The organism is Paenibacillus pinistramenti (genome assembly GCF_005869875.1).
Classification (GTDB): domain Bacteria; phylum Bacillota; class Bacilli; order Paenibacillales; family Paenibacillaceae; genus Fontibacillus; species Fontibacillus pinistramenti.
In genome coordinates, this window is sequence record NZ_VAWG01000014.1 from 89,245 (window position 1) to 95,394 (window position 6,150).

At 53.3% G+C, this 6,150-nt stretch carries 4 protein-coding genes and 1 pseudogene; all 5 read left to right on the forward strand.

Annotated elements, in window-relative coordinates; all coding sequences use genetic code 11:
• Window positions 1–6: 6 nt before the first annotated feature.
• A complete protein-coding gene (locus FCN15_RS15140; RefSeq protein WP_138495824.1) occupies window positions 7–2,700 on the forward strand; it encodes a stalk domain-containing protein in 2,694 nt (897 codons plus the stop codon).
• 53 nt (window positions 2,701–2,753) lie between these two features.
• Entirely contained in the window at window positions 2,754–3,917 is a 1,164-nt protein-coding gene (locus tag FCN15_RS15145; RefSeq protein ID WP_138495825.1) for a sensor histidine kinase, read from the forward strand.
• Between the two features lie 3 nt (window positions 3,918–3,920).
• Window positions 3,921–4,649, forward strand: a complete 729-nt coding sequence (locus FCN15_RS15150) for a response regulator (RefSeq protein WP_138495826.1) — start codon at window positions 3,921–3,923, stop codon at window positions 4,647–4,649.
• Between the two features lie 267 nt (window positions 4,650–4,916).
• Window positions 4,917–5,348 carry a hypothetical protein gene (locus tag FCN15_RS15155; RefSeq protein WP_138495827.1) on the forward strand — a complete coding sequence of 144 codons (432 nt, stop codon included), beginning with the start codon at window positions 4,917–4,919 and terminating at the stop codon, window positions 5,346–5,348.
• Window positions 5,349–5,515: 167 nt separating this feature from the next.
• A pseudogene (locus FCN15_RS15160) lies at window positions 5,516–6,150 on the forward strand (hypothetical protein); the annotation flags it as partial.

Genomic DNA, 6,150 nt, shown 5'->3' on the forward strand with positions numbered 1-6,150 from the left:
TTCAGAATGGTAGAACAAAACGGTGCTAAACCGATGCTGATTTTGAGAAAGACAGGCAGGAAATGGGCAGTTCTTTCACTTGCCGGACTAATCTGGATCCAGCCGGTGCTGGGTACGACGCCTTTATGGGGACAAGCTTCGACGGTCTCTGCCGCTGCAAGCCAGGCGGTAAAATTATCCGAAGACATCATTACCTCTGGAGCCAAGCTTCAGAAATATCAATATACAGTGACCCGTTCCGGGGAACAGGTCAAGGTGCTGGCCGATGTGGTGCAGATTGATTTGTCCAACCCTTACGTCAAAATGGACGTCATGACCGGCAAGAGCGGCCAGGTGACCACACGTCAATCCGTCAGCGGGATGGCTAAGGAGACAGGTGCGGTTGCCGGCGTAAACGGCGATGTATTTAATACAAGCGGCATGGGCGTGGCAATGGGGGCCTCGGTCAGCGATGGGACGGTCGTTACGAGTCCTAACGAGCTTCAAGGCATGTATGCTTTTTATCTGGATCAGAACCGGGTTCCGGCCATCGACAGCTTTACGTTTGAGGGAAATGTAACGGCTGCGGACGGGTCTACTTTTACACTATCCGGGATTAATAAGGAATCCTATAAGACAGAGCCGGATAATGCCTACAGCCATGTCAATGCGATGTATATTTACACAAGTGCGTGGGCTTCAGCCGATCGTCCAAAAGATTCCTCGACGACGCCGACCGAGGTGCTGGTCGAGAACGGTATTATTCAGCAGATCTCGCCGGGAGCGGCGATTTCGGGGACTGTTCCTGCAGATGGATATATTCTGCGTGCGCATGGAACGGCTGCAACCTATGTAACAACCCATCTGCAGGTTGGGCAGGCGATTACAGCTAATTATGATCTGCGTACGGCGGCCGGCGGCAAGTCCATTGATCCATCCAGCCTGCAGATGCTGATCAGCGGTCATACGCTGCTGGTGGATCAGGGCAAGGCTTCTTCCTTTACCCGTTCCACGACCGGAGTCAGCGGCAGCAGCGCAGTGGCCCGTACAGCGATCGGTTATTCCAAGGACGGCAAATATGCTTACCTGATTACGGTTGAGAAAAATGATAACAGCAGCGGGATGAAATTAACCGAGCTGCAGAGCTTTATGACCAGCATCGGCGTCTGGAAGGGACTCGATCTGGACGGCGGCGGTTCTACAACGCTCGTAACCCGTCCGCTTGGGGAAACCGATGCCAGCTTGACCTTTGCAACGTCAAATGGCGGAACGACGCAGCGTCAGGTTGCGAACGGCGTTGGCGTGTACACGACAGCACCGCAGGGGACACTGAAAGGTTTTACGATCAGCGGAACGCAGACTCTTCTGATCGGGCAGGAGGCAAGCTATTCCCTGAAAGGGTACGACACTTATTACAACCCGTTTGATACTTCAGCGCTTAACCCTTACTGGAAGTCCAGCAACGGCAATGTCGTTTGGACAGGCAGCGGCTTTAAAGCTGTGACGCCGGGTACAGCCCAGCTTACAGCGGTGTCGGGGCAGGCCTCCGCCAGTACGAAGGTGCAGGTTCTGGGAGCGGACAGCCTCAGCAGCCTAAGCCTGGGAGCCCAGAGCGGAACGCTGCAGGCCGGAGCGGCTGTGACGATTACTCCGCAAGCCAAGCTGACAAGCGGCAGCACCGTGGATGTGCCTGCAAGCGCCCTGAAGTGGGAGTTCATAGGCATGAAGGCAAGCGTCGCGGGCGGGGTGCTGACGGTCAATTCGGTGAATGCCGGCGTTAAAGCAGCTTATGCCATTGCCCGGTACGACGGTTTCAGCTCGGTCATTACCTTTACAGCTTCCGGCGATGAGTCCTGGGAGAATTTCGAAAATGTCGCGTATAACATCGGATTTACCGGCAGCCCGGCGCAGGTAACAGGCCAGGCCCAGGTGGTAAGCAGCGGCGATACCCACGGCAAAGTGCTGCAGCTGAATTATGATATGACAGCGGGAACCGGCAGCCGGTTTGCTTATGCGCAGTTTAACGGTACAAGCGGCCGGGCAGTTCCAGACGGGGCTTCCGCGATGTCCATCGACGTGCTTGGCGATTCCAGCCTGAACTGGCTGAGAGCGGAGTTCGACAATAACGGCACCACCGCATATGTGGATATCGCGAAACAAGTAGATTGGACAGGCTGGAAGAATATAAACCTTGATTTGAGCGCATATGGGCTTAAATCCGGCGCTAAACTGAAGCGCATCTATCTGGTGAACCTCGAGGACGGACAGGACGAACGTGCCATGACGGGCAGTGTTTCGCTCGATAACATCAAGTTTACCGTTCCGGCCGGGGGAGATGACCTTTATTCTGCCGCGAACGTGGTCATGACGGTAGGACAGAAATCTTATTTGCTGAACGGCCAGAAGAAAGCCTTTGATGCCGCTCCGATCGTTAAAGACGGAACCACCTATGTGCCTATTAAATATGTAGTCGATGCCTTTGGCGGATCGGCCAGCTGGCAGGCTTCGACGCAGAGAATTACCGTGCTGCGCGGCAGTGCAATGATCGATCTGTTTGTAGGAAATAAGGAATATATTTTTAACGGCAGCCGCAAAACGGCCGAAGTGACCCCGCTTATTATCTCTGGTAGGACTTTGGTCCCTGTTCGGCTGGTGTCAGAGCAGTTAGGAATCTCTGTAAAATGGGAACAGAAAACGAAGTCTATTACCCTTGAATCATGATATGATAGGTTTGATCATTACACGGATGTAAAAGATTGGAGATAAGGCCTGACGTGGATTTTCAAACCGATGCAATAGACCGAGTCATTAAGAATGCGATCAATGTTATGCAGGACAGCAAACTGCAGATGATCGAAATTCTGGACGCCGCTCAATCCGAGCTGAAGATGCTGAATAATGAGCTTCAGCTGGTGATGAAAGAGACCGCGGAAACTGTTGAGAAAGTCGATCAGCTCGAATTAAATTACCGCCGTTCCCGCATCCGGCTGACGGAAGTCAGCCGGGATTTTGTGCGTTACAAGGAAGAGGATATCAAAGAGGCTTATGAGAAGGCTACGCAGCTGCAGCTTGACCTGCTGATCTACCGGGAGAAGGAAATGTATTTGAAAGCCCGGAGGGATGAGCTGCAGAAGCGGACCCGCAATGTAGAGCGTTCCGTAGAGCGGGCGGAGACGATCGGCACCCAGATGAACGTAGTGCTGGAGTATTTATCCGGCGAACTGGGGCAGGTAACAAGAATTTTGGAGTCCGCGAAGAACCGCCAGCTCATCGGACTCAAGATTATTCTGGCCCAGGAGGAAGAGCGCAAGCGGATCTCGCGGGAAATCCACGACGGCCCGGCCCAGCTGCTTGCTAATATGGTGCTTAGAACGGAAATTGTCGAAAGAATGCTGGTCAAGCAGGATTTTAATACCGTCCGGGAAGAAGTAATAGATTTAAAGCAGCAGGTCAGATTCAGTCTGGAAGAAATGCGCAAGGTTATTTTTAATTTACGTCCTATGGCTCTGGATGATCTGGGCCTGATTCCTACACTGCGCAAATACGTCCACGATTTCGAGGAGAAATCCAAGATCAGAGCCACTTTTGAAACGAGAGGTAAAGAGCAGCGGTTATCGTCTGCAATGGAAGCGGCTATATTCCGTCTTGTCCAGGAAGCTCTTAATAATGCGGCCAAGCATGCCTATCCTACATTTGTCGGTGTCGAAATCACTTATCAAGCGCAAATGATTAAAATTGTAGTACAGGATAACGGTCTTGGCTTTAAAGTCGAACAGCTTGAGCAGAAGACCAAAGAGCACTCTCATTTCGGCTTGATAGGGATGCGTGAACGGGTTGAGCTGCTCGATGGCCGGATGGAGATTGAGTCGGCAGAGAACCAGGGAACGAAGATTATTATTCATATTCCGACAAACGTAGAGAAGAGAAAGGAGCAATAGGAGATGGAGCAGATTAGCGTTGAACAAAACCAAACCATAAAGGTGCTGTTGGCGGATGACCATCAGTTGTTTCGTGAAGGTTTGAAGCGGATCTTAAATATGGAGGAAGACATCGAAGTTGTCGGGGAGTGCAGCGACGGAGCGCAGGTGCCGGAGGCCTGTGCCCGCTACGCCCCGCAGATTGTGCTGATGGATATTAACATGCCGGGTACAAACGGCGTAGATGCAACCGAGCAGCTGCGTGAATCCATGCCGGATATTAAAGTCATTATTCTATCTATTCATGACGATGAAAGCTATGTCTTTGAGACGCTGCGCAAAGGGGCCACCGGCTATTTGCTGAAGGATATGGAAGCGGAGTCGCTCATTAACGCGATTCGTTCCGTCGCCGACGGTCATGCGTTCATCCACCCGAAGGTTACAGGCAAGCTGATTCAGCAGCTGCGCCGGATGGAATATCTCCATGAGACAGGCGCAATTGCCGAGGATGGATCACTGCGTGAAGCAGGCGTTAAATTTGTTGCCGGGGATGACAATCCGCTGACCCGCCGTGAAGCAGAAGTGCTTCGCCTGATGGCGGAGGGGCGCAGCAATAAAATGATCGGCGAGCATCTGTTTATCAGTGAGAAGACGGTGAAGAACCACGTCAGCAGCATCCTGCAGAAGATGGAAGTGGATGACCGCACCCAAGCGGTAATCAATGCCATCAAGTTTGGATGGGTAACGCTGTAGAGAGCAAGGCAGAATACGTCTATATACTTAAGCAGTAACCAGAGCGTGTGCGCCAGCGTTCACGCCGAACAGCACATAACTACTTACAACAGCATATCCTTGCACATTTTTAAATACAGGCACATTTAAGCCTCAAGGCAGGCCGCCCAGTAACCGCCTTCTCTAAGGCCGCATATATTATCTTAGCAGTTAAACCTAAGGTATTGCGGCAGACGGACCCAAGCTCTCCAGGGCAAGGTTCGTCTAGAAGACAGGGAGGTGGACTCCATGGTGATTCTGGCTGTATGGATTGTCGCCGGTTATGCTTTGGCCGCTGTGGCTGTGCATTTGCTGTATAAACGTTCCGCCGGCGGATATTCCGGGGGGAAACGGCGCTTTGTACACTATGTTCTGGTCACGAGAAATCATGGCCGCCAGCTCGAATGGTATCTGCGGGCCATCAGCTGGTACGCGAAATTGAGCAGTATTCCGCATTTGGTCACTCTGGTCGATGAGCATTCTGAAGATGATACGCTGGCTATTGCCGAACGGATGGAAAGAGCGGAGGGGATGGAGCTGCAGGTTATTCGTTTCTCCGGCGAACTGTCCCAGGACGATCTGGCCGGGCATTCTCCGCAGCTGGAGGATGAGGGTTTCTTGTTTATCGATCTGCGCAAGCCGGGGGAGGCTTCCAAAATCCCTTATGTACATGTCGTTTAATTTCATAGAACGTTTCCTTCTCCGCATCAGGGAGAGGAGCCGCGGGTGAAGCACACTCTGCAAGTCTTGGACTTGGGGTGTGCTTTTTTTGTTGGGGATGATGGGGAGAAGGGAGTCTGTTAGGGAGTCTGTTTATTTATAAAAATGCAGCCGAAAGGACGGATCGAATGAGAGCTTCTCTTTATGCAGTGAAAGCAAGAGGGCAGTGGCAAGCGTTTGTAAGCCTGGATATGCGTGCGGACTTGCTTTGGTGGACGGGGAAATATCCGATGGCGGCTGGTGCACCGGAAGGCGCAGAGGAACTGATTCTGCTCGGAAAAAGCCTGCCTCTGGGACAAGCTGTTACCTGGAGGGATCAGTTTGATTCGGCTCGAGGCAGCCGATCAGGAGACAGCAGATCAGAAGACAGAACTGGGGGCGAATTAAAGGGCAAATCAGATAGCAAATTTGAAGGCAGAGCGTGGAGGTTTCGTGCGGGTGAGCCGGGCAGCAGCGGGGAGCGGCCTGACCTTACGCCTGTCAGGCTGTATGTCCGCGGGGAAGGAGTCCACCCGCAGTGGGCGGAGCTTTGTTCCCCGGATCGGGACGGGGAACGGGGGTATGCGGAGGCGGGCCATTTTCCGGGCCCGGCCGATGTGGAGCGGTTCGCGGCCTTGCTCGCGGGCCGGCTGCTGCTGCAGCCCGAGCTTCGAGGGCTGCTCGAGGACGAGCTGCCGGAGCTGGCCGGCAGCTGGCGGACCCTGGCGCAGCTCGCCCAGCTTGCGGGGCTTGCTGCGCTCACCAGCGGCGTCGCCCCGCCACG